Source organism: Ralstonia sp. AU12-08, assembly GCF_000442475.1.
GTDB lineage: Bacteria > Pseudomonadota > Gammaproteobacteria > Burkholderiales > Burkholderiaceae > Ralstonia > Ralstonia insidiosa.
The window spans coordinates 182,412-204,174 of sequence record NZ_ASZV01000022.1 but is presented as its reverse complement, the minus strand read 5'-3'; the positions used below and the strand labels follow the sequence as shown (position 1 = coordinate 204,174).

General features: G+C 63.0%; 23 protein-coding genes. 12 read left to right on the top strand and 11 right to left on the bottom strand.

The window, feature by feature from the left end:
* Positions 1-15: 15 nt before the first annotated feature.
* The 6 genes from trpA (at position 16) to purF (ending at position 6,311) form a co-directional block, all read left to right on the top strand.
* Complete coding sequence (gene trpA / locus C404_RS42575; RefSeq protein WP_021194907.1) at positions 16-813, top strand: tryptophan synthase subunit alpha; 798 nt, start codon at positions 16-18, stop codon at positions 811-813.
* A 37-nt stretch (positions 814-850) separates the two neighbouring features.
* Positions 851-1,723 carry an acetyl-CoA carboxylase, carboxyltransferase subunit beta gene (gene accD, locus C404_RS42570; RefSeq protein WP_021194906.1) on the top strand — a complete coding sequence of 291 codons (873 nt, stop codon included), beginning with the start codon at positions 851-853 and terminating at the stop codon, positions 1,721-1,723.
* 105 nt (positions 1,724-1,828) lie between these two features.
* Positions 1,829-3,127, top strand: coding sequence for a bifunctional tetrahydrofolate synthase/dihydrofolate synthase (folC, locus tag C404_RS42565; protein ID WP_021194905.1), 1,299 nt, complete (start codon positions 1,829-1,831; stop codon positions 3,125-3,127).
* A gap of 101 nt (positions 3,128-3,228) precedes the next feature.
* Positions 3,229-4,095, top strand: a complete 867-nt coding sequence (locus C404_RS42560) for an SPOR domain-containing protein (RefSeq protein WP_021194904.1) — start codon at positions 3,229-3,231, stop codon at positions 4,093-4,095.
* Between the two features lie 81 nt (positions 4,096-4,176).
* On the top strand, positions 4,177-4,674 hold the full coding sequence (locus C404_RS42555; RefSeq protein WP_021194903.1) for a CvpA family protein: 498 nt from the start codon (positions 4,177-4,179) through the stop codon (positions 4,672-4,674).
* Positions 4,675-4,772: 98 nt separating this feature from the next.
* Entirely contained in the window at positions 4,773-6,311 is a 1,539-nt protein-coding gene (gene purF / locus C404_RS42550) for an amidophosphoribosyltransferase (protein ID WP_031329357.1), read from the top strand.
* A gap of 79 nt (positions 6,312-6,390) precedes the next feature.
* On the opposite strand, the gene C404_RS42545 is transcribed toward purF, so the two are convergent.
* The 4 genes from C404_RS42545 to C404_RS60915 form a co-directional block, all read right to left on the bottom strand.
* Positions 6,391-7,212: an ABC transporter permease gene (locus C404_RS42545; protein ID WP_021194901.1), complete on the bottom strand. Its 822-nt coding sequence runs from the start codon at positions 7,210-7,212 to the stop codon at positions 6,391-6,393.
* 53 nt (positions 7,213-7,265) lie between these two features.
* Positions 7,266-8,228, bottom strand: coding sequence for a nodulation factor ABC transporter ATP-binding protein NodI (nodI, locus tag C404_RS42540; protein WP_021194900.1), 963 nt, complete (start codon positions 8,226-8,228; stop codon positions 7,266-7,268).
* A gap of 157 nt (positions 8,229-8,385) precedes the next feature.
* Complete coding sequence (locus C404_RS42535) at positions 8,386-8,586, bottom strand: glycine zipper 2TM domain-containing protein (RefSeq protein WP_021194899.1); 201 nt, start codon at positions 8,584-8,586, stop codon at positions 8,386-8,388.
* Between the two features lie 148 nt (positions 8,587-8,734).
* The gene (locus tag C404_RS60915) at positions 8,735-9,130 is read right to left on the bottom strand and encodes a CsbD family protein (protein WP_306303180.1); all 396 of its coding nucleotides are present in this window, start codon (positions 9,128-9,130) and stop codon (positions 8,735-8,737) included.
* Between the two features lie 39 nt (positions 9,131-9,169).
* Between C404_RS60915 and C404_RS42525 the strand changes: the two genes are divergently transcribed.
* The 4 genes from C404_RS42525 to C404_RS42510 all read left to right on the top strand — a co-directional run bounded on the left by C404_RS42525 (position 9,170) and on the right by C404_RS42510 (position 11,440).
* Entirely contained in the window at positions 9,170-9,667 is a 498-nt protein-coding gene (locus C404_RS42525; protein ID WP_021194897.1) for a phasin family protein, read from the top strand.
* Between the two features lie 263 nt (positions 9,668-9,930).
* Entirely contained in the window at positions 9,931-10,164 is a 234-nt protein-coding gene (locus tag C404_RS42520) for a hypothetical protein (protein WP_021194895.1), read from the top strand.
* A 145-nt stretch (positions 10,165-10,309) separates the two neighbouring features.
* The gene (locus C404_RS42515) at positions 10,310-10,630 is read left to right on the top strand and encodes a hypothetical protein (RefSeq protein ID WP_021194894.1); all 321 of its coding nucleotides are present in this window, start codon (positions 10,310-10,312) and stop codon (positions 10,628-10,630) included.
* 396 nt (positions 10,631-11,026) lie between these two features.
* Entirely contained in the window at positions 11,027-11,440 is a 414-nt protein-coding gene (locus C404_RS42510; RefSeq protein WP_021194893.1) for a GlcG/HbpS family heme-binding protein, read from the top strand.
* A gap of 224 nt (positions 11,441-11,664) precedes the next feature.
* Here the strand turns inward: C404_RS42510 and hemP are convergent, their stop codons facing one another.
* The 5 genes from hemP to C404_RS42485 form a co-directional block, all read right to left on the bottom strand.
* Positions 11,665-11,940, bottom strand: coding sequence for a hemin uptake protein HemP (gene hemP, locus C404_RS42505; RefSeq protein ID WP_021194892.1), 276 nt, complete (start codon positions 11,938-11,940; stop codon positions 11,665-11,667).
* A 165-nt stretch (positions 11,941-12,105) separates the two neighbouring features.
* On the bottom strand, positions 12,106-14,121 hold the full coding sequence (locus tag C404_RS42500; RefSeq protein WP_021194891.1) for a BCCT family transporter: 2,016 nt from the start codon (positions 14,119-14,121) through the stop codon (positions 12,106-12,108).
* 141 nt (positions 14,122-14,262) lie between these two features.
* Positions 14,263-14,676, bottom strand: coding sequence for an ExbD/TolR family protein (locus C404_RS42495; RefSeq protein ID WP_021194890.1), 414 nt, complete (start codon positions 14,674-14,676; stop codon positions 14,263-14,265).
* Positions 14,677-14,687: 11 nt separating this feature from the next.
* The gene (locus C404_RS42490) at positions 14,688-15,416 is read right to left on the bottom strand and encodes a MotA/TolQ/ExbB proton channel family protein (protein ID WP_021194889.1); all 729 of its coding nucleotides are present in this window, start codon (positions 15,414-15,416) and stop codon (positions 14,688-14,690) included.
* 36 nt (positions 15,417-15,452) lie between these two features.
* The gene (locus C404_RS42485) at positions 15,453-16,103 is read right to left on the bottom strand and encodes an energy transducer TonB (RefSeq protein ID WP_021194888.1); all 651 of its coding nucleotides are present in this window, start codon (positions 16,101-16,103) and stop codon (positions 15,453-15,455) included.
* Positions 16,104-16,646: 543 nt separating this feature from the next.
* Between C404_RS42485 and C404_RS42480 the strand changes: the two genes are divergently transcribed.
* The gene (locus C404_RS42480; RefSeq protein ID WP_021194886.1) at positions 16,647-18,962 is read left to right on the top strand and encodes an AAA family ATPase; all 2,316 of its coding nucleotides are present in this window, start codon (positions 16,647-16,649) and stop codon (positions 18,960-18,962) included.
* On the opposite strand, the gene C404_RS42475 is transcribed toward C404_RS42480, so the two are convergent.
* Positions 18,963-19,304, bottom strand: a complete 342-nt coding sequence (locus C404_RS42475; protein WP_021194885.1) for a DHCW motif cupin fold protein — start codon at positions 19,302-19,304, stop codon at positions 18,963-18,965.
* A gap of 358 nt (positions 19,305-19,662) precedes the next feature.
* On the opposite strand from C404_RS42475, the gene C404_RS42470 reads away from it, so the two are divergent.
* The gene (locus tag C404_RS42470; RefSeq protein ID WP_021194884.1) at positions 19,663-20,946 is read left to right on the top strand and encodes a dicarboxylate/amino acid:cation symporter; all 1,284 of its coding nucleotides are present in this window, start codon (positions 19,663-19,665) and stop codon (positions 20,944-20,946) included.
* 109 nt (positions 20,947-21,055) lie between these two features.
* On the opposite strand, the gene C404_RS42465 is transcribed toward C404_RS42470, so the two are convergent.
* Positions 21,056-21,715 carry an NADPH-dependent F420 reductase gene (locus tag C404_RS42465; protein ID WP_021194883.1) on the bottom strand — a complete coding sequence of 220 codons (660 nt, stop codon included), beginning with the start codon at positions 21,713-21,715 and terminating at the stop codon, positions 21,056-21,058.
* Between the last annotated feature and the right edge of the window lie 48 nt (positions 21,716-21,763).

The following is a 21,763-nucleotide window of genomic DNA, read 5'->3' as shown; positions in this document are numbered from 1 at the left end:
CAAACCAATCCCCCTATGTCCCGCATCGCTCAAACTTTTTCGCAACTGTCCGCGCAGGGCCGCAAGGGCCTGATTCCGTTCATCACGGCGGGCGATCCGTACCCCGAGATGACCGTTGACCTCATGCACGCGCTGGTGAAGGGCGGCGCCAACGTCATCGAACTGGGTGTACCGTTTTCTGACCCGATGGCCGACGGCCCGGTTATTCAACGAGCGTCTGAACGCGCATTGGCCCAGAAGGTGGGCCTGCGTACGGTGCTGGAATACGTGCGCACGTTCCGCGCTACGGATGCCACGACGCCCGTGGTGTTGATGGGCTATGCCAATCCGATCGAGCGCATGGGCGTTGACGCCTTCGCCAAGGCTGCGTCTGAAGCGGGCGTGGACGGCGTGCTGGTAGTCGATTACCCACCTGAGGAGTGTGACGACTTTGCCAAAGCCATGAAGGCCGTCGGGATCGATCCGATCTTCCTGCTGGCACCCACCTCCACCGAGGCGCGTATTGCGCAGATCGCCCGCGTGGCCAGCGGCTACATCTACTACGTCTCGCTCAAGGGTGTGACCGGCGCGGCGACCATCGATCTGGATGCCGTGGCTGCACGCATCCCGCAGATTCGCCAGCATGCGCGGCTGCCAGTGGGCGTCGGCTTCGGCATCCGTGATGCGGCAACTGCACGTGCCATCGGTGGCGTTGCCGATGCCGTGGTCATCGGATCCCGCATTGTGCAATTGCTTGAAGAGGCTCCGCGCGAACAAGCGGTACAATACTTGACTGATTTCATCGCGGAGATTCGCCAGGCGCTGGACGCCTGAGTCACATTCTTCGCGCGAGCGCATTCAAGGAGCACGCATGAGCTGGCTGGACAAACTGCTTCCGCCCAAGATCCAACAGACCGATCCGTCGCAACGCAAGGGCATTCCGGAAGGCCTCTGGATCAAATGCCCGGCTTGCGAGTCGGTGCTGTACCGTACCGATATCGAAGCCAATCTGCACGTTTGCCCGAAGTGCGATCACCACATGCGCATCGGCGCGCGTGCTCGCCTGGATGCGCTGCTGGACGCAGAAGGCCGCTATGAGCTGGGCCAGGAGATCCTCCCGGTCGATCCGCTCAAGTTCAAGGACAGCAAGAAATACCCTGACCGCATCAAGGCCGCCATGGACAACTCCGGCGAGACCGATGCGATGGTCGTGCTGGGTGGTGCCATCCATGCGCTGCCAGTGGTGGTGGCCTGCTTCGAGTTTGAGTTCATGACCGGCTCGATGGGCTCGGTGGTGGGTGAGCGCTTTGCACGCGGCGCGCAGATGGCGCTGGAGCAGAAGGTGCCGTTCATCTGCGTGACGGCGTCGGGTGGCGCGCGTATGCAGGAAAGCTTGCTGTCGCTCATGCAGATGGCCAAGACCACGGCGATGATCCAGAAGCTGGCCGAGGCCAAGCTGCCGTTCATCAGCGTGCTGACCGATCCGACCACGGGCGGCGTGTCCGCCAGCTTCGCCTTCATGGGCGATGTGGTGATCGCTGAACCCAAGGCAATGATCGGCTTTGCCGGCCCGCGCGTGATCGAGCAGACTGTGCGCGAGAAGCTGCCGGAAGGCTTCCAGCGTGCCGAGTTCCTGCTGCAGAAGGGCGCCATCGACATGATCGTCGACCGCCGCAACATGCGCCGCGAGATTGCCGAGCTGCTGGCGCTCTTGCAGAAGCAACCGGCCGACGCACTGGCCTGATGCATCACACCTGTTGAACCGAAGCGCGGGCGAGAGTCCGCGCTTCTTGTTTTTGCGCGGCAGGTTTGCCTCAACGCCACCCCGGCCGCGCCACACATCGTTCGCATGCCTACATTCGATAACCTTCCCGATTGGCTGGCCCACCTGGAAACCGCGCACCCGGTCGGCATCGACATGGGCCTGGCCCGCATCAGCTGCGTGCGTGACGCGCTGGGTCTGGAGTTCAAATCCGTCGTCTTTACGGTTGGCGGGACCAATGGCAAAGGTTCGACCTGTTCGATGCTGGAGGCGATGCTGCTGGCCGCCGGCTACAAGGTCGGTTGCCACACGTCGCCGCACCTGATCGATTTCAACGAACGCGCCCGCGTGAACGGTGAAATCGCCACCGACGCGATGCTGCTGCCGCATTTCGAGGCCGTTGAACGCGCGCGCTGCAGCTTCCCGGAGCCGGTCAGCCTGACGTACTTCGAGTTCACCACGCTGGCGATCATGCATCTGTTTGCCAACGCCGGGCTGGATGCGGTCATCCTTGAGGTCGGGCTGGGCGGTCGGCTGGACGCGGTCAATATCATCGACACGGACTGCGCCATCATCACCAGCGTCGACCTGGACCACATGGCCTACCTGGGCGACACGCGCGAGGCGATCGGCTTTGAGAAGGCGGGGATCTTCCGCCCAGGCAAGCCGGCAATCTGTTCCGATCCGGTGCCGCCGATTTCGCTGGTCAAGCAAGCCGAGGCCGTTGGTGCTGACCTTTGGTTGATCGGCCGCGATTTCAACTTCCAGGGCGACAAGCAGCAGTGGGGTTTCAGCGGACGGGGGCGGCGCTGGCCGAGCCTCGGCTATCCGGCGCTGCGCGGTGCGAATCAGTTGCTGAATGCTTCGGCGGCGCTGGCGGCGCTGGAGTCGGTACGCGACCGGTTGCCCATTTCGGCGCAGGACGTGCGCCTGGGGTTGTCGCAGGTGGCGTTGCCGGGCCGCTTCCAGGTCATGGCGGGCCGCCCTGCGGTGATTTTGGATGTGGCGCATAACCCGCACGCGGCGGCTGCGCTTGGTCAGAATCTCGAGAACATGGGCTTCTTCCGCTACACCTACGCGGTGTTCGGCGCCATGCAGGACAAGGACATTGCGGGGGTGCTCGGTCACATGCTCGACAAGGTTGACCATTGGTGCCTGACCGATCTGCCGACGCCGCGTGCGGCCAGCGCCGCGCGCCTGGAGCAGGCATTGACGGACGCCGGCTTCCAGCCGGGCAAGGAATCGAGTGTCAGCACATTCAGCGATCCCGCCACAGCCTATCGCAACGCCATGGAGCGCGCGACTGAGGATGATAGAATCGTGGTCTTCGGATCGTTCTTCACCGTTGCTGGTGTGCTTGCAGAGCGCAAGAATCGCGCGCACTAGCCAAGCGCATTGCCAACATTGGGCAGCGCCGGGTCACAGGACGACCGGGCGTCGGCGCTGCCCTCGCATGCATCGTCTGAGAGCCAAACCGAGCGCAATCCATGGGACTGTTTTCCATTTTCTCCTCCCGCAAGAACGCTGAAGGCGAACGCTCGCGCGGCGCCGCTGGCAGTGCCGCCGATGTGGCCCGCGATGCGGTCCATGAATCGCGCACATCGTCCCGCGCATCGTCGAACTCCCGTAGCCGCGCTTCTCGCCGTGTGGACGATGACGACGATGGCCTCGACCCCGAACTCCCGCAAAAGCAGCGCGCCCGTCGCCGGTTGATCGGCGCGGTGGTGCTGGTGGGCGCTGCCGTGGTGGTGTTGCCGCTGGTGTTCGACGCCAAGCCGCGCCCCGTGACCGATGCGGTGGCCGTGCAGATTCAGGATCAACCGATCGACCGAGGCGCCAAGGCATCTTCCGATGAACCCAAGGTGGCCAGCCGTCGTTCTGCACCGCGTGCACCGGGCTCGTCGGCAGATCAACCGCAAGCGTTGGATCAGGGCGAAGAGGTGGTTGCTTCTGCTGACACACCGTCACCCAGCTCGCCTGCACCCGCACAGAACACGCCGTCGGCCCAGCCGACACCACCCAAGACGGTCGCCAGCCTGACGCCGCCCGCAGATGCCAAGCCCGCCGCCAAACCGGCTCAGCCAGCGCCGCAGGCCGCCGCGCCCAGTGCAGATGCCAGCGGTAACAAGTTCGTCCTGCTGATTGGCGCGTTTGCATCTGAAGACCGCGCGCGCAACTGGTTGAGTAAGCTCAAGGCTGAGAAGATCCCCGGCTATATCGAACACAAGAAGGTGCCCGAGAAGGGCGATCTGGCGCTGTTGCGTGCAGGTCCATTCAGCGATCGTGCCGCAGCGGAAGCTGCGCAGAAGCGCGCCGAGCAGATTGGCCTGACGCCCAAGCTTGTGCAGCAATAACGATGCTGGATCACGTGCACTCGCCAGATTCACTGACCTGTCACGCCACCCTCAGTCAAAGTCAATCCAAGCCGCTGCCCGATGCAACCGACTTTCTTTGACTATGGTGTGCTGTTCATCGTCGTCACGTCTGCGCTGATCGGGTTGTTTCGCGGACTGATTCGCGAAGTGCTGGCGCTGCTTGGATGGTTGTTTGCCGCGTGGGTGGCGTATACGTTTTCGGGGGTAGCCGCAGGCTGGATGCCAGAGTCGCTGCCGGGTGGACCGGTGGCGCGCACCATTCTCGGTTTCGTCCTACTGTTTATCGTGACGGTGATTGCGACGTCGCTGGTGGGGGCGCTGCTCTCGGCGGCATTGGCAAGCGCCGGGCTCAAGCCGGCGGATCGCGGCCTGGGGATGGTGTTTGGGCTGGCACGCGGTGGCGTGATCATCCTCGTGCTGATGACGGTGGCGGGCTTTACCAGCCTGCCCGAGCAACCGTTCTGGCGCGATGCGATCAGCCGGCCGTATGCGGAGGAAGCTGCGCGTGCTGCCAAGCCGCTGCTGCCGCCTGACGTCGCGAAGTATGTTCACTATTGATTCGGAGCGTCTGGCCACCAGCTAGACGATCTGGGAAGTTTTTTTCGGTGCCGGCAACGGGTGCGGGCGCCACCAATACGTTCTCGCTGGAGATCGACATGTGCGGTATCGTTGGCGTGGTTTCCTCCACGCCGGTCAATCAGCTGATCTATGACAGCCTGCTGCTTCTGCAACACCGGGGGCAGGATGCGGCTGGCATTGCCACTGCGGCTGGCAACACCTTCCATATGCACAAGGCCAATGGCATGGTGCGTGACGTGTTCCGCACGCGCAACATGCGCGGCCTGCCGGGCACGAGCGGCATCGGCCAGGTGCGTTATCCGACCGCTGGCTCTTCCAGTGAAGAAGAGGCCCAGCCGTTCTACGTCAATGCGCCGTTCGGCATCGTGCTGGCGCATAACGGCAACCTGACCAACTCCGATCAGCTGCGCGAAGAGATGTTCCGACGCGATCGTCGTCACATCAACACGCAGTCGGATTCGGAAGTGCTGCTCAACGTGCTGGCCGACGAACTGCAGCGCGCCAGCAACGACATCCCGCTGGATCGTGATTCCATCTTCACCGCCGTGGAAGGTTTGCACCGCCGCGTGCGCGGCTCGTACGCCATCGCAGCCGAGATCTCCGGCTACGGCGTGCTGGCCGTGCGTGATCCGTTCGGCATTCGCCCGCTGGCGCTGGGCAGCCAGGAAACGGCGGACGGCAACATCGAATACATGGTCGCCTCGGAATCGGTGGCGCTGGAGGGCATCGGCTTCAAGTTCGAGCGCGACGTGGCGCCCGGCGAAGCGATCTTCATCGACCTCGAAGGCAAGCTGCACACCAAGCAATGTGCCGAGAACCCGGTGCTGTCGCCGTGCATTTTTGAGTACGTGTACTTGGCGCGTCCGGACTCGCGTATGGATGGCGTGTCGGTGTACGACGCGCGTCTGCGCATGGGCGACTACTTGGCCGAGAAGATCAAGCGCGAGGTAACCGACCCGATCGACGTGGTGATGCCGATTCCGGATTCGTCGCGTCCGGCTGCCATGCAGGTGGCCAACCACCTGGGCGTGCCGTACCGCGAGGGCTTTTTCAAGAACCGCTACGTGGGCCGCACCTTCATCATGCCGGGCCAGGCGGTGCGCAAGAAGTCGGTGCGCCAGAAACTCAACGCCATGGCGATCGAGTTCAAGGGCAAGAACGTCCTGATCGTCGACGACTCCATCGTGCGCGGTACGACGTCGTCGGAAATCGTGCAGATGGCACGTGATGCGGGCGCGAAGAAGGTGATCTTCGCTTCGGCTGCGCCGCCGGTGAAGTTCCCGAACGTGTACGGTATCGACATGCCGACGCGCGGCGAATTGGTCGCCTACGGCCGCACGCATGAAGAGATCGCCAAGATCATCGGCGCCGATCAACTCGTGTACCAGGACGTGGAAGACATGAAGCGCGCCGTGCGCGACGTCAACCCGGCGCTCAAGGACTTCGACGCGTCGTGCTTTGACGGCAAGTACGTGACGGGCGACATCGACGAGGCGTATCTCGATCGTCTGGAGACCGCGCGCAACAACTCGGCCACCAATGCCGATCGCGACAACGCGCAGAACGATGATCCGCGTACGCAACTGCACCTGCAACGTTCCGCTGTGAACGAATAAGCGACCGCACCGCAGTCGCCGCAAGCAAAAAGCCCGTCTTACGAAGACGGGCTTTTTGTTGGGTGCTTGGTCTGCCGCATTACTTCAGCATGCGACGGCGCAGCAGCCACAGGCACAGCACGAGCGCGACAGCGGCGTAGAGCAGCAGCACACCCAGGTGCAGCAGAACGTTGTCCGGTGTGCGGCCCAGCATCAGCGGGCGGATCAGCTCCACCGCGTGCGGTAGCGGCAGCACGTTCGTGATCGCGCGCACGGGTGCCGGCAGTTGCGACAGCGGGAAGAACACGCCCGAGAGCAGCATCATCGGCGTGATCACCAGCGTCTGATAGAACATGAAGAAATCGTAGTTGGGCGCGAGCGCCGTCATGTTCATCGCCAGGCAGGCAAATGTGAAACCCGTGAGCACGATGACAGGCAAGGCGAGCAACGCCTGCGGCATCGATGCATAGCCGAGAACGCCCGCCACCAGCATGATCGCCAGACCCGAGAGCACGGACTTGCTGGCCGCCCAGATCAGCTCACCGAGCACCACGTCACCCAGGGTGAGCGGCGCATAGAGGATGGCTTCCCACGTGCGCTGCACGTGCATGCGCGAGAACGCCGAGTACATCGCTTCGAAGCTCGCTGACATCATCGTGCTGGAAGCCACGGTGCCGGCAGCCAGGAACGCGATGTACGACACACCGTCGATATGCCCGACCAGCAGGCCCAGGCCGAGCCCGAGACCAAACAGGTAGATCATCGGATCGGCCAGATTGCCGGCGAGCGACGGAATGGCAAGCTTGCGCCAGACCATGAAGTTGCGCAGCCAGATGGTCTGCCAGTTCCGAAAATTGAGCGGCCGCAGCGATTGCGGATAGGCCTGTTGCGGGGCTGCGGTAAGGGTGGCTTCGTTGGACATGGGGGGCTCGTTCAATCGCGCTGCATTAATCACGCCGCATTAGTCACGCCGCATCAATCCCGCATCTCGCGGCCCGTCAGACGCAGGAACACGTCTTCAAGATTGGCGGGGCGATGCAGGTAGCGCAGGCCGGGCATGGTGTGCGTTTCGGTCTGCGTGCGCAGGGCGGCCACCAGCGGCTGCGGATCGCGGGCGTAGCAGAAGAGGGTTTCGCCGCTGGTTTCTACGCGCTCGGCAAGGGGCTCGAGCAACGTGCGCAGGGCGGAGAGATCGTCGCCGTAGACTTCCACCACGTCGCAGCCGATCTCGCGTGCGATGAGTTCGTGCGGCTTGCCTTGCGCGATCTTGCGGCCGTTGTCGATCACGCAGAGTTCGTCGCACAGGCGCTCGGCCTCTTCCATGAAGTGCGTGGTCAGCAGGATGGTCTTGCCACCGGCCAGCAGTGAACGCAGGCGCTCCCAGATCAGGTGGCGGGCTTGTGGATCGAGCCCGGTAGTGGGCTCGTCCATCACGAGGATGTCCGGGTCGTTGATGAGTGCGCGCGCCACGGTCAACCGGCGCTTCATGCCACCGGAGAGCGCACGTACCGGCGCATCGGCTTTTTGTTCAAGCCGCGCGAATTCCAGCAGGGCAGGGATGCGCTCGCGGATGGCCGCGGAGGACAGGCCAAAGTAGCGGCCGAAGATGCGCAGGTTTTCCGAGACGGTGAAATCGGGGTCGAGGTTGTCGAACTGCGGCACCACGCCTACACGCATGCGTGCACGGTGCGCAAACTCGGGAACCGCCTCGCCGCACAGCTGCATCGCGCCCGCATCGGGCATCGTCATGCCAAGCAGCATGCGCAGCGTGGTGGTCTTGCCGGCGCCGTTGGGGCCCAGCAGGCCGAAGCACTGGCCGCGCCGTACGGAAAAACTCAGGTTGTCGACGACCATTTGATCGCCATAGCGCTTGCGCAAGCCTTCGACGCTCAGGATCGGTGTGCTACTCACGCCAAAGCCCTGTTGCTCGTATCGCACATCGCCTCCGTTGCAAAACGCTGATTATGCGCTTGCGTCGGCATGTGCGTATGCGGGGAATGTGCGATGGCGCGGACCGCGCTCAGATAGCAAAAAGGGCCAGACAACACTGTCTGGCCCCTGCCTTGCAGCGCATGAACGCTGCGGATGAGGCGGATTACTTGGTGGCGGCGTTACCGATCACGCCACCCAGTGCCGCGCCACCCAGCGTTGCGCCCGGGCCGCCCCAGATGGCTGCCCCGGCGACGCCACCTGCGGCCGCGCCCAACGCGGTGTTGCGCTGCTTGGGCGTCATGTCCGCGCATCCGCTGACGGATGCCAGCGCGGCCGCCAGTAACAAGGATACGAAGGCACGCATAGCACACTCCTTTTGTCGTTCGTATGCCCGTATTAAAGGCCGCGCAGGGTGCCATGTGCAGTGGCCGATGCCTGAAAACGGTGTCAGCCGATTCCCACACATGCAACGCGGATTCCGGCGCGGAAGTTCCGCCCTTTCTTGCGTGTTGCTAACGGTCCAGCGTTTTCTTCACCTCTTCACGAACATCGCCCATGGTGGCGCGAGCCTTGCCGATGTTCTTTTCGATGTTGCCCTTGAGCTGCGTTTTTTCATCGCCGGTCACCTTGCCGGCCACTTCCTTGATCTTGCCTTTCGCTTCTTGCAGACGGCCCTTCACTTGATCTTTATTCATGGTGTCGATCCCTCTGTTGGTCGGCCGGTGCAGGGGTCGTCCACCGGCATTGACGAGTGGCGCAATGCCACCGTTGCAGCTTACAGCGTGTGGTTTTCGTGCCCAGGCGACGTTGTCCGAAAGACCTGTAGGACAAACGGGGATGTCACAGAAATAGGCTTGACCGATGGCTACACTGAAACGCCCGGCCGTGTCGGCACGCGCCGGATCCATTCATCCACCATTCTCACGATCCCCAAGGGAGATAGCGACATGATGACTCTGGAGCAACTCGGCATCCTGCACCGATCGCAAATCGAGGCGTGGCTGGCCGTTACGGAAGAAGCTGTTGACGGCGTCAACCGCCTGATCGGGCTGAATCTCCAGGCACTCAAGGCCGGCTTTGGAGAGACGGAGCAGTGCCTGCACGAGGCGGCCGGCGCGCAGGATGCCGGGCAGTGGTTCGGCGCGCAGGCGCGGTTTCTGCAGCCTGCCGGCGAACGTGTCTCCGGCTATACGCGCAACTTCATCGAGATCGGTGTGCAGACGCAGAACGGCATCACGCGCGCGCTGCAACGTCATGGTGACGAAGTGCGTCGTCAATGGGGCTTCGTCGCAGAGAACCTGGCCGACGCTGCGCCGCCGGGCGCCGAGGTGGCCGTGAAGTTTCTCAAGGCAACGGTCGGGCTGGAGGTGGCCGCTGCTGAAGCCGCAGAGGCAGCCGTATCCGAAGCAAGTGGCGTAACCGACAAGAACGACACCGCACATTGAGTACGCCTCCACACGGGGGAGGTTCGTCGGCAGTGGGCCGACATGGATTTCGGCGCAGTCCTACAGGGCGTTGCGGGCAGGCTTCGATACGCGCGCCAGGCGCCGATTTCTACACTTCCTACATGTCCATCAACATGAAGGAGGTGATCGTGCCCTACCTGGTTGCATGGTTCCTGGGCCTTCCCGCGTTCGTGTTGCTGTTGATGTGGCTGTTCGTGCATTGATGCGCGCAGCCCGATCCCTCAACGCGAACCGGAGGAAGTATGACCTTCCGAGGCGATTGCAAGATCGAAGTCTCTGCCTATGAAATTTCCCCCAACGCCTGGCGCGCAGAAGTCAGCATCCTGCGCGTGAGCGACGGTGAAATCCTGTTGCCGCGTACCACTGTGCGCGAATCGATCAACACCTATTCGAATGCAGGCACCGCACTTGAAGTTGCGCGGGCCTATGCAGAAGCGATGATCACTGCGGGTCAGTTCGATTGCAGCCCGGCATGACAAGACGTGGTGGTGGTCTTGTGGCGTTACGTTCTGTTACTAAATCGTCAGCACCGTATCACCTGTGTCTAAGGCCCTGAATACAATACAGATACCGTAATCGGCGCTGGTGCAGTTCTGACCGGGTGCCCTTAAGCAGTAGGTGATGACAATGATTCGACGTAATGGGCTGTTGATTGCAGGTGCAGCCGCACTGGCCGTGCTGGCGGTGCCGCAGATGGCGTCGGCGCACGTAAGCGTCGGCATTGGGATTGGTGTGCCGGTTGCACCCGTGTATGTGGCGCCGGCTCCGGTCTATTATCCGCCCCCGCCGCCGGCGTACTACCCGCCCCCGCCGCCGGTCTACTATGGCGCACCGGCACCCGTGTACTACGGCCCGCCGCCTGTCGTAGTGGGCCCGGGCTGGTATCGCTGGGGTCCGCGCTATCGCTACTACGATGGCTATCACTGGCGTCGCTGGCGCTAAGTCGCACATCGCACACATAAGGCTCCTTCAGGAGCCTTTTTCTTTGCGAGTGCCAGCAAATTCGTGCACCGAAGTCGCCGCGGCGATCGGCAATCAGGACGCGATGGCATGGTGCACTGTCGCATCGCAACATCAGGCCCGGGCTATTCCCGGGCTTTTTCTTTGTGCATCTTCGGCGCGTGCACCGCGTGCCAAGGTCGGCAAGAAGAACTGGCGCGCGGCGCATGCGCGACGATACTGGAGACACGAGATGTATCGGCTCATTTGCATCAGGTAGACAGGATCGCGCTATAGCAGCGACGCAGGCAAATGGCATACTTTCGCCCTATGCGAGCCCACTGCCAGCAACCCGCAGCCTTCGCACACTTGCATCACCACAACCAAGGAGAACGCGTCATGAAAACCAAGCCCTGCCTGTGCCAGGACGATGTCACCAAGATCCTGGATGCCGCCGAGAAGGAAGCACGCGCGCACCAGTGGGCCGTGACAATTGCCGTGGTTGACGATGGCGGCCATCTGATGGGCCTGCGCCGCATGGACGGCTGCGCCACCATCTCGTCGTACATCGCACCGGAGAAGGCTCGTACGGCTGCGCTGGGCCGCCGTGAATCGAAGGTCTACGAAGATATCATCAACAATGGCCGCATCTCGTTCCTGTCGGCGCCGCATCTGCAAGGCATGCTCGAAGGCGGTGTGCCCGTGCTGGTGGAAGGCGTGTGCGCCGGTGCAGTCGGTGTGTCGGGTGTGAAGTCGGCGGAAGATGTGCAGATCGCCAAGGCGGGCATTGCCGCCGTGCACGTGATCTGCTGAGTTGCCGATCGCGAAGACGCGAATCGAAAGAGAAGGGCGCGGCGCAGGTCGCGCCCTTTTTCTTTGGGCGCTCGCCTGGATGGGAGCTGGCGGGAAAGAACGGCTTGGCTGGCAGTCGTCCGGCAGACGGGTCTGGTGTCTGCCAACGCGAAGTGACGATGGCTGGCTACTGCCGAATGTCTCCTGAGAGAGACGTCCCCACAAAAGTCAGTACGTGCCGCGTGTTACTTGGTCAGGATCAGCTTGCCGAAGCGCGTGACGCGCAGCGTGTAGATCGCACCGTTGTGGCGGATGGCGACAGCGCTCTGGCCGGCAAACAATTGTTCGGAAGTCATGACCCGCGTATCACCGATGGTTGCGGGGGTGGCCTCAACGGCTGGTGCTGCGGCAGGCGCGGTGGCCGGTGCGGCATTGAGGCCAGCCGGGCGCTGACGGGCCACGATGACGTGGCGACGGCGGGTCACGGTGCGTCCTGCATCTTGGTGTTCGGCAGCATTCATGGTGAAGGTCCTGGCTGGCGGAAAAGCGTTGACTGGCAAGGGATTCCAGCGAATGCCAAGCAGTCTAAATGAGAATCGTTATCATTACAAGCAGCATCTGACGATGTGCTGATGGCTGCCCGCCAGCCCTGAAAAAAGAAACCGGGCACGTGGCCCGGTTGCGTGTCAGGTATGACCCGGCGCTTCGCGCAGGAGGGTCGTACGCTCGTCTGTGCGTTGGGCGCGGTAGCGCTCGTAGTGGCGCAGGATGTCGGCGATGATCTCTTCGCCGCGCAGGTACTCGATGTCGTAGCCCTCGCGACCATCTTCGAAGAAGGTCACGGGCTCGTGGGTGAGCGCGTGGTCGGGGGCCGCTGCCTGGCTTGGTGTCGCGACGGGGAGTGCTTTGCTCGCGCTGCGCACGCCGTAGACGAAATCGCGGTCCGATGGATCGGGGATGACCAGGCGCACGCTGTCTTCGGCTTCGAGCACGTGCGCCTCGATACCGCGCCGGCTCAGTTCCGTCACCACGTCGTTCATGGCGGGCCGCACATGCGTGGCGAGAAAGGCGCGCACGTCGGCCTCGGTGGACGGGTTCACCATCTGCGCAAGACGCTGGCGCCAGCGCTGACCGCTCCAGAAGGATGTGGCGGGAGCCAGTTCGCGCGAGTAGTGCGCGCGGTCAGCCGACATGCCACGCCACAGGCCATAGCAGAGCAGCAGCATGATGATCGCGACCGGCAGGGCAGCAATCAGCGTCATCGCCTGCAAGGCCTTGAGGCCGCCGGCCAGCATCAGGATGGCGGCCGTTGCCCCGAGCACGACCGCCCAGAACAGCCGTTGCCACACCGGTGAATGCACGGCGCCACGCGAGGCGATCGTGTCGATCACGAACGCGCCGGAATCGGCCGAGGTCACAAAGAACACGGCGATCAGCACGATGGCCAGCCACGACAGTGCCGTAGTGCCGGGAAAGTAATCGAAGAAGTGGAAGAGCAGGGCATCGACATTGCCTGCGGTGCGGGCGAGATCGCCGGCTGCCTGATGGGTGTCGAGCCAGATCGCGCTGTTGCCGAAGGCGGTCATCCACAGCAGGTTGAACGCGGTCGGCACGATCAGCACGCCGATCACGAACTGCCGCAACGTGCGCCCGCGCGAGATGCGCGCAATGAACATGCCGACGAACGGCGACCACGATACCCACCATGCCCAATAGAGAATCGTCCAGCCACTGAACCAGCCGGACGCGTTGGGTGGCGTATAGGCAAAGGTGCGGAACGACAGGTTGACCAGGTTCGATAGGTAGTTGCCGACGTTCTCGCTGAAAGCTTGCAGCAGGAACACTGTCGGGCCGGCAATGATGACGAAGGCTAGCAGCAGGAAGGCCAGCGTCAGGTTCAGCTCCGAGAGCCGGCGCACGCCGTTGCCGAGCCCCGACGCGGCCGACGCGCCGGCCAGCAGCACCACCACGCAGATGAGGCCCACGCGGAAGGTGTCGGAATCGGTTTGCCACCCCGCCACCTGATGCAAGCCCGCACCGAGTTGCAGCACGCCGTAGCCGAGCGTGGTGGCAATGCCGGCGATCGTGCCGATCAGGGCGAAGGCATCCACCCCGTGGCCCAGCACGCCGTTGATGCGCTCACGCAGGATGGGATACAGGCCCGAGCGCATGGTGAGCGGCAGGTTGTAGCGGAACGCGAAGTACGCCAGCGCCAGGCCCATCACACCGTAGATGGCCCAGGCGTGCAGGCCCCAGTGGAAGAAGGTGGAGAGCATCGCTTCGCGCGCGGCGAGGGCGGTCTGCGGTGCGACGGTCGGCGGTTGCAGGTAGTGCTGCATCGGTTCGCCAACGCCGAAGTACATCAGCCCGATGCCCATGCCGGCTGCGAAGAGCATCGCCGTCCAGGAGACGAAACTGAACTCGGGTTCGGCCTCGTCGGGGCCCAGGCGGATGTCGCCGAACCGGCTGGCCGCCACGACGATCAAGAACACCAGGAAGCCCGTGACCGCCAGCATGTAGAACCAGTCGAAGTGCCCTGTGACCCAGCGTTGTGCGACGCCGAAGGCGCGGTCGGCCAGCTCGGGCTGTACGGTGCACAACACGAGCAGCAGGACCAGTACGACCAGCGATGGCACAACGACCTGTGGAACCAGGGTGGTGCGCGGCGGCGCGATGTCGGCAGGGGCGGGAGAGCTTGCCATGTAGGATCCTTCTGATTGCGGGGATGGCCGCAAAAGTACCGCCAGCGCCGCTCCTTTGCAAATGGGAGGAGCCAGAAATGACAAACCCCCGTGCAAAGACGGGGGTTCGAGCCGGTGTGGCGGGATGTTGCGTCAGCTGCCTTAGTTGCGCTCAGGCTCCGTCACGAAGCCGATGCGCGCCAGGCCGCCACGCTGGATGGCCGCCATGACCTGAGCGACACGCTCGTAGCGGACGTTGCGATCCGCACGCAGGTGCATCTCCGGTTGCGGCTGCTGTTGCGCGGCCTGTGCAATGTTGGCCTGCAGCGTGGCTTCATCCACCGGCTGGTTGTTCCAGAACGCCTGACCTTGCGCGTTGATCTCGACATTCACGCTTTGCGGCTTGGCGTCGTCGGGTTTGTTCGATGCGCGCGGCAGGTCGATCTTCACCGCGTGGTTGATCACAGGAATGGTGATGATGAAGATGATGAGCAGCACCAGCATGACGTCGACCAGCGGCGTCATATTGATCTCATTCATCACCTCGTCATCGTTGTCGAAGGTACCGAAGGCCATCTTGGCTCTCCTTACTGCTGCTTGACCGAGGCCAGACGGACGCTGGCATCGTCGCGCGAGGCACCCGGACGCAGGCGCGCGCCGGTCACGAAGTAGGCGTGCAGGTCATGCGCGAAGCGGTTGAGCTTGGCGATGATGGACTTGTTGCCACGCGTGAGCGCGTTGTAGCCCAGCACGGCCGGAATGGCCACGGCCAGACCGAAGGCCGTCATGATGAGCGATTCGCCAACGGGGCCCGCCACCTTGTCGATGGTCGGCACGCCCGATGCGCCGATACCCAGCAGGGCGTGATAGATGCCCCACACCGTACCGAACAGGCCCACGAACGGTGCCGTCGAACCCACCGAGGCCAGCACAGCCAGGCCCGATTGCATCTGGCCGACCGACTCATCAATGGCGCTCTTGAGCGAACGCGTCAGCCAGTCAGAGATGTCCATCACATCGTGCAGTTGCGGCTGGCTGGCGCGGTGGTGCTGCGCGGCTTCGCGGCCGGTTTGCGCGAGTGCGTAGAACGGGTTGTCCTTGGGACTGCCGAGCGTCTGCATGGCGTGGTCGAAGTCGTCGGAGTGCCAGAAGCGCTTTTCGGCGCCTTGCGCCATGCCTTTCAGGCGCACGATGTCCCACGCCTTGGTGAGGATGACGATCCACGAGGCGAGCGACATGATCAGCAGCAGAATGGCCGTGCCGCGCGCGACGATATCGCCTTGTGTCCAGAGATGGGAAAGACCGAGTTCCTGCATGATGAGTGTCCTGAATTGAGCGAGAGACGGATCGGATTAATTATCGAGCTTGAAGACATACGGCTTGCTTGCCACAACGGGCACGGCATGGCCGTTCTGCTTGTACGGGGTGCACTTGATGGAGCGGGCCGCTTCAGTGGCGGCACGGTCCAGACGCGGTGAACCGGAAGACGACGTGAGCGCCACGTTGGTGACCTCACCTGCAACACCGATGGAGAGTTTGACCATGGCGCGGCCTTCCTCGCCCATCTTTTGCGACATCGACGGATACACGGGCTGCGGATCGCTGCACTGGATATCGTTGATGCCCACGCTGATCGGGCCACTGGGCGCCGGGGCCGGTGCGGGTTCTGCGGGCGGCGCGGGTGGTGCAGGCGGCGTGGCCGGCGCCACGGGTGCGTTGTCCGACGGCGGCAGGTTGGGCGTCGGCATCGGTGTCGGCTTGGGTTGCGCCACCGGCTTGACGATGTTCACCTGCTTGGGCGCTTCCTGTTTGACCGGCTGCTGCTTGGGCGGCTCCGGCTGCTTGATGGGCTCTGGCGTGGCGGGGATGAGGTTGACCTGCAGCTCAGGCGGCTCCTCCTTGCTCAGTGGCGACTTGATCAGGCCAAGCTGAATCAGCATCAGCACGCCCGCGTGCAGCAACAGCACGACCACCAGAATCTTGAGAGTACGAGGGTGAATCATCAACGACCGGGAATCGAGAGCGGAAAAAATAGGGCGGAGTGCGGCAATGGGCCTTGGCAGAGCAACCGTTCAACAAGGCTCGGCTTCAGCGCTTGCCGAACACGATGAGCGAAACCCCGATGCTGATCAGCAGACTCAGGAGCAGTTCCATGGCGCCTAGTGTTGGTGTCGGCAGGGTCGCTGCCGACATGACAGGTATTTTAGGCCCGCAACATGCAACAGTGTTGCGAAAGTCGGGGTGCGACTTTGTTTCAGCCTATTGCAGCGATAGGAAAAAGTATAAACGATAATGATTCCTATTTGCGAAAAATCCCATGATCCTTTCGACGTCTTTCGTGGGGCGGGCTGCACATCCAGATGACGGATAGCGGAGAACTGGCTGCCCAGGCGCTTTGATCGTATGGGCTCAGCGGGCCCGCAATTTGCGGGCATGGGGGTCGACCCGGGTACGCTGCATGCGCAAACACGCTACGATGAAAAGCATTCAAACACGGTGACCGGCCGGCCAACCGTGAACGGGGAAGCGGTGAATAGGGGGCGACCATGGATGAAGACAACCTCAGCCTGGACGACGCCGACGATGGTACGTTCGTCCCCACGGGCGGCAGGCAGCCTCAATCGCTGTTGTCGTCACTGGACTCCATGTGCGCGCAATTTGCGTTGCGTACGGTTTGTGCGATGGGCCTGCGCTTCAATCTGCGCACCAACATCAACGACATTCTCACCGTCTGCGCGCCGGAGCTGATCTGGCCCGTGACGGTCATCCAGCGCTTGCAGCGCTTCCTGGCTGCGCGCTGCGCCGATATGCCGGGCTGGCGCGCCGTCGGCAAGCTGGATCTGCCCACCTTTATGGACCGCCACGGCCAGTGGAGCAGCGCCTTTGATGAAAGCTCGCTGTTCTACTACCTCGACGAGTACGTCAAGCATCACGCCAAGGACATGTTCACCGTGTTTGGCGCCTCGTGCGATGCACTGGGCGAGCGGCTATCCAGTGAGCGCGTGCTGCTGGTTGGCAATATCGACATGCTGGCGCACGTGCTGGGCCTGCCGCCGCATGAGCGCGCGCTGCTGCTGTTCGCGTCGCTGGTGAAGTACAAGCGCGACCTGCGTGCGGTGATGGTCGACTGCAAGGTCGCTCACAGCCAGGAGGCCTTCCAGTTGCTGGCGGGGCTGGCAGGCGCGAGCACTGCCGAGGTGGCAGCCTCCCTACGCCCTGGTTCGCGGCTGGAAACGCTTGGCCTGATCGAGCCGCCGTTGCCCGAGAACAGCGTCACGGACCTGGGCGACCTGATGCGTATCTCCGATCGTCTGCTGCACGTGCTGCTGGGCGATTACGCGTGTGAGGCGGAGATGATGGCCGTCTTCACACGCCCCGCGCCGCCGACCACGCTGGCGCAATCCGACTATCCGCATGTCGAGACGGACGCGCGCTATCTGACCGCCTTGCTGGAAAACGCGTCGCAGACGCGTGCCGTGGGCGTGAACATCCTGCTGTACGGCGCGCCCGGCACCGGCAAGACCGAACTGGCGCGTGTGCTGGCGCGCGATGCCGGTTGCGAGTTGTACGAGGTGGATTGCCTCGACAAGGACGGTAACAGCCTCTCCGGCAAAGACCGCTATCGCTCGCTGCAGGTCTCGCAAGCCTTCTTGCGTGGTCGGCCTGGCGCCGTATTGCTGTTTGATGAGGTGGAAGACGTATTCCCCGGCCCCACGCGCGAGTTGATGAGCCTGTTCGGGCATGAAGAGCCGCGCGGCTCCGTCAACGGCAAGGCGTGGGTCAACCAGACGCTGGAGCAAAACCCGGTGCCGGTGATCTGGGTGTCGAACTCGATCCGGCAGATCGATCCGGCGTACCTGCGGCGCTTCCAGTTCCATCTTGAGTTGAAGGTGCCGCCGCCGACCGTGCGTGAGAGCATCATCCGCAAGCATCTGGAAGGGCTGGAAGTGTCGGATGCCTTCATGGCCAAGCTGGCCGCGCGCAAGACACTCACGCCTGCGCAGATCGACTCCGCCGCACGCTTCGCACGCCTGACGCAGCCGGCGATGGAGGAGTCTGCAGAATCGTTGATCGTGCGCCAACTCGATCATGCGGATCAGGCCATGGGCTTGCGCCCGGAAGTGCCGGCGCACCGCGTCGTCACCGAATACAAGCTCGACTATTTGAACCTAGAGACGCGTTTTCCTGTGGAGCGGGTGATTGAAGCGCTGCGCGCACGCAAGCGCGGCACGCTGTGCTTCTTCGGGCCGCCGGGCACGGGCAAGACCGTGTTGGCCGAGCACATCGCCAGCCAGCTTGACGTGCCGCTGATGATCCGCCGCGCATCAGACCTGATGAGCAAGTACGTGGGCGAGACGGAGCAGCAGATTGCCGCCATGTTCTCGCGTGCTGAAGAAGAGCGCGCGCTCCTGCTGCTCGACGAAGCCGACAGCTTCATGCAGAGCCGCCAGGGCGCGGTGCGCAACTACGAGGTGTCGGAAGTCAACGAGATGCTGCAGGGCATGGAGCGCTTTGACGGCATCTTCATCTGCACAACCAACCTGTTCGATCGGCTAGATGAGGCGGCGCTGCGGCGCTTTGCATTCAAGATCCGCTTCAGGCCGCTGATGCGGGCCCAGCGCGAGCAGATGTTCATTGCCGAGGCGCTGGGTGGCAATGCGGATGCACTCAAGCCGGTGTGGCGCGAGATTCTGGCCTCGCTGGATATGCTCACGCCGGGTGACTTTGCGGTGGTCAAGCAGCAATCGCTACTGCTGGGCGAGGCGCTGGAGCCGGAGGCGTTTCTCGCGCAACTGCGGCAGGAGCATTCGGTCAAGCCGGAGTTGCGCGAGCACCGGTCGATTGGTTTTACACCGCGGTGATCAATCGACAATAAAGAGCTGGGCGCCCGTCTTTGTATAGGACTGATGCGCCTCGGCATCATCCCCCACCTGGTAGCTCATACCGGGCGTGAGCGTGAACTTGCGGCCGTCTTCCAGCGTGGTTTCCAGTTCGCCGTCCAGGCAGAACAGGATGTGACCTTTCTTGCACCAGTGGTCGGCCAGGTAGCCGGGGGTGTACTCGACCATGCGCACGCGGATGCGGTTGGGCTCGTCACCAAAGTAGCGCGTGCGCCAGAGGGCCATGCCGGTCTCACCGGTGTGCTCGGTGGGCTCGATGGCGGACCAGTCGGTCGTGCCGAAAGCGAAGGGGGCCATCTTCATCGTGGGGATCCTGTGGGTTTGCCGACCGATGATGGTAGCAGTGATGCAGACGCCGCATCACATGTGTGCTAAAGGGCGCTTGTTGGTATGCGCCGACGGCATTGCGCACCGATCAATAATCTCGCCGACGATGCGCGATGCCAATGCCGGTGCGGCATCGGCACGAGCCGTCAGCCAGCGTTGGGCAATCTATGCAAAATTTGCATGTTGCTATGCAACATCGACATAACGATCGCCATCTGCTTGTCTAATATCCTCGCTTTTTACAAAGCGTGACGAACTTGGGCCGCCCTTGGCCCACACAAGATCCGCTGGCCCGTGACCGCCCTCCGGCCCCGGGGAATTCCTGGAGAAAGTCTTGAACACCAAACGTCTGACCTCCCACATCGGCATTGCCATGGTGCTGGGCATTGCCGTCGGCTGGGGCTGCCACGAATACGCCAAGGACGCCGCTGCGGCCAAGGACATCGCTTCGTACTTCAGCATCATCACCGACATCTTCCTGCGCATGATCAAGATGATCATCGCGCCGCTGGTGTTCTCGACCCTGGTGACGGGGCTGGCGAGCATGAGCGGTGGCAGCGCGGTTGGTCGCGTGGGCCTGCGCGCGATGATCTGGTTTGTGTGTGCGTCGGCCACGTCGCTGGCGCTGGGCATGCTGCTGGTCAACTTCTTCCAGCCGGGCGTGCACATGAATCTGCCGCTGCCAGACATGGCGGCAACGTCGGGTTTGAAGACTGGTGACTTCACGCTCAAGGCCTTTATCACGCACGTCTTCCCGCGCAGCATCGTGGAGGCGATGGCCAACAACGAAATCCTGCAGATCCTGGTGTTCTCGCTGTTCTTCGGCGCCGCGCTGTCGACCATGAAGAACCCGATGGAGAGTGTGATCGGACGAGGCCTGGAAGAACTGACCAAGCTGATGTTCCGCATTACCGACTACGTGATGCGCTTCGCGCCGCTGGGCGTGTTTGCCGCCATGGCTGCCGCCATCACGGTGGAAGGCGTGGGCGTGCTGTGGACCTACGGCAAGCTGATCGGCGAGTTCTATCTGGGTCTTGCGCTGCTGTGGGCGATCCTGTTCTTCGTCGGCTATGTGCTGCTGGGCCGCTCGCTTGGCCGCTTGCTGGGGCTGATTCGCGAACCGACCATGCTGGCGTTTGCGACGGCCAGCAGTGAGTCGGCGTATCCGAAGACGATGGAAGCGCTGGAGAAGTTTGGCGTGCCCAAGCGCGTTGCCAGCTTCGTGCTGCCGCTGGGGTATTCGTTCAACCTCGATGGCTCGATGATGTATCAGGCGTTTGCGGTGATGTTCATCGCACAGGCCTACAACATCGAGATGAGCTTCACGCAGCAATTGACGCTGCTGCTGGTGCTGATGCTCACGAGCAAGGGCATGGCCGGTGTGGCGCGTGCCTCGCTGGTGGTGGTGGCGGCCACGCTGCCGATGTTCCACCTGCCGGAAGCCGGTCTGCTGCTCATCATCGGTATCGACCAGTTCTTCGACATGGGCCGCACGGCCACCAACGTGATCGGCAACAGCCTGGCCACTGCCGTGGTCGCTAAGTACGAGCCGGCGGATGAAGAGGTGAACGAAGGCGAGTCGGTGGGTTCTGCTGCACCGGCGCAGCCGTCGGTATAACGCAGCGCAATGCCGTCGCTTGACGGCGTGAGGTGCCAGGCCTTCGAACGGGCCTGGATGCAAAGGGCCCCGGCGTGATCGGGGCCTTTTGTTTTTTCAGCCCAGCCAATCAGACGTGCTGCTGCGTGGCACGCAGCTGGCGTGCCCCGTCCGCCCGGTGATAGACGAACCCGGCATCCGTCCCACCGCCCTGACGCACGGCGATCTGAATGTTGAGATGTGCCATGGCCTCGAGATAGCGTGCGTTGCTCAAGGGGCCCGTCACGACCGGGGCGAATCCAGCGCTTGCGGCAATGTCTGCGACGATCGTGTTGGCCTGTGCATCGTCACCGGCGATGAACGCCGTCACCGGCTGTCCGCTGCGATCAAGCCGGTCCGGCGTCATGATGTCGGCAAAGACCGTGTTGAACGCCTTGACGAGCCTGGAGGCGGGGAGCAGGTGGTGCAGCGTTTCGGCGGCGGAGGCGAACGCTCCCAGCGGCAACGGCGACCAGTCGTCCTGCAGCGCATTGGTCGCATCCACGACGATCTTGCCGCTCAGCCGTGACGCTAGCGGCGGCAGTGTGTCAGCACACGCCTGGTACAGGATGGCGATCACGACAGCATCGCCATGTGCCGCAGCCGCTTCCAGTGACGTCACGCGATAGTTGGCGCCGGGGCGTGCACGTGCGACATCGCGCAATCCCACCACCACGTCGTGACCGGCTGCCGCGAGTAGGCTGGCCAGGTTGCCGCCGAAATTTCCACCGCCAAGAAACGCAATCTTCATGGTTTGCACCCTAGGGTTGATTGGGAGTCTCCATCTTTCCGATAATGG

What these genes read in the sequence shown, in the direction of transcription:
- trpA (WP_021194907.1), top strand. Translation starts at nt 16, where the DNA reads ATGTCCCGCATCGCTCAAACTTTTTCGCAACTGTCCGCGCAGGGCCGC.
- accD (WP_021194906.1), top strand. Translation starts at nt 851, where the DNA reads ATGAGCTGGCTGGACAAACTGCTTCCGCCCAAGATCCAACAGACCGAT.
- folC (WP_021194905.1), top strand. Translation starts at nt 1,829, where the DNA reads ATGCCTACATTCGATAACCTTCCCGATTGGCTGGCCCACCTGGAAACC.
- C404_RS42560 (WP_021194904.1), top strand. Translation starts at nt 3,229, where the DNA reads ATGGGACTGTTTTCCATTTTCTCCTCCCGCAAGAACGCTGAAGGCGAA.
- C404_RS42555 (WP_021194903.1), top strand. Translation starts at nt 4,177, where the DNA reads ATGCAACCGACTTTCTTTGACTATGGTGTGCTGTTCATCGTCGTCACG.
- purF (WP_031329357.1), top strand. Translation starts at nt 4,773, where the DNA reads ATGTGCGGTATCGTTGGCGTGGTTTCCTCCACGCCGGTCAATCAGCTG.
- C404_RS42545 (WP_021194901.1), bottom strand. Translation starts at nt 7,212, where the DNA reads ATGTCCAACGAAGCCACCCTTACCGCAGCCCCGCAACAGGCCTATCCG.
- C404_RS42535 (WP_021194899.1), bottom strand. Translation starts at nt 8,586, where the DNA reads ATGCGTGCCTTCGTATCCTTGTTACTGGCGGCCGCGCTGGCATCCGTC.
- C404_RS60915 (WP_306303180.1), bottom strand. Translation starts at nt 9,130, where the DNA reads ATGGATCCGGCGCGTGCCGACACGGCCGGGCGTTTCAGTGTAGCCATC.
- C404_RS42525 (WP_021194897.1), top strand. Translation starts at nt 9,170, where the DNA reads ATGATGACTCTGGAGCAACTCGGCATCCTGCACCGATCGCAAATCGAG.
- C404_RS42520 (WP_021194895.1), top strand. Translation starts at nt 9,931, where the DNA reads ATGACCTTCCGAGGCGATTGCAAGATCGAAGTCTCTGCCTATGAAATT.
- C404_RS42515 (WP_021194894.1), top strand. Translation starts at nt 10,310, where the DNA reads ATGACAATGATTCGACGTAATGGGCTGTTGATTGCAGGTGCAGCCGCA.
- C404_RS42510 (WP_021194893.1), top strand. Translation starts at nt 11,027, where the DNA reads ATGAAAACCAAGCCCTGCCTGTGCCAGGACGATGTCACCAAGATCCTG.
- hemP (WP_021194892.1), bottom strand. Translation starts at nt 11,940, where the DNA reads ATGAATGCTGCCGAACACCAAGATGCAGGACGCACCGTGACCCGCCGT.
- C404_RS42500 (WP_021194891.1), bottom strand. Translation starts at nt 14,121, where the DNA reads ATGGCAAGCTCTCCCGCCCCTGCCGACATCGCGCCGCCGCGCACCACC.
- C404_RS42495 (WP_021194890.1), bottom strand. Translation starts at nt 14,676, where the DNA reads ATGGCCTTCGGTACCTTCGACAACGATGACGAGGTGATGAATGAGATC.
- C404_RS42490 (WP_021194889.1), bottom strand. Translation starts at nt 15,416, where the DNA reads ATGCAGGAACTCGGTCTTTCCCATCTCTGGACACAAGGCGATATCGTC.
- C404_RS42485 (WP_021194888.1), bottom strand. Translation starts at nt 16,103, where the DNA reads ATGATTCACCCTCGTACTCTCAAGATTCTGGTGGTCGTGCTGTTGCTG.
- C404_RS42480 (WP_021194886.1), top strand. Translation starts at nt 16,647, where the DNA reads ATGGATGAAGACAACCTCAGCCTGGACGACGCCGACGATGGTACGTTC.
- C404_RS42475 (WP_021194885.1), bottom strand. Translation starts at nt 19,304, where the DNA reads ATGAAGATGGCCCCCTTCGCTTTCGGCACGACCGACTGGTCCGCCATC.
- C404_RS42465 (WP_021194883.1), bottom strand. Translation starts at nt 21,715, where the DNA reads ATGAAGATTGCGTTTCTTGGCGGTGGAAATTTCGGCGGCAACCTGGCC.